This is a genomic window from Campylobacter sp. US33a, from assembly GCF_004378855.1.
Lineage (GTDB): Bacteria > Campylobacterota > Campylobacteria > Campylobacterales > Campylobacteraceae > Campylobacter_D.
Genome location: NZ_RYYL01000048.1, coordinates 1 through 271, shown reverse-complemented (window position 1 = coordinate 271; position 271 = coordinate 1). Strand labels below are relative to the sequence as shown.

General features: G+C 37.6%; 1 protein-coding gene. It reads left to right on the top strand.

Annotated elements, in window-relative coordinates; translation table 11 throughout:
* A partial coding sequence (gene dcuC / locus ELQ16_RS09845) for a C4-dicarboxylate transporter DcuC (protein ID WP_166739692.1) occupies window positions 1-271 on the top strand: 271 nt, incomplete at both ends.

Here is a 271-nt window from a genome sequence, read left to right as displayed (position 1 = left end):
GCTTATTTTATCGTGCAATTTTTAGTTCTTTTCATCCCTTCTCACGCAGGCTTAGCACTTTTACTTATGGTTACTATGTATCCTATACTTGTACGCTCTGGTGTTTCAAAACTTTCTGCCTTAAGTGTGATTGCGATTTGTCAATATATCGATCATGGACCTGGAAGTGGAAATGTGATCATGGCGTCAAAAGTAGCTGAAGTTGATCCTGCAATTTATTTTGTTCATTATCAACTCCCTACAACCTTGCCTATCATTATAGCTGTAGGTA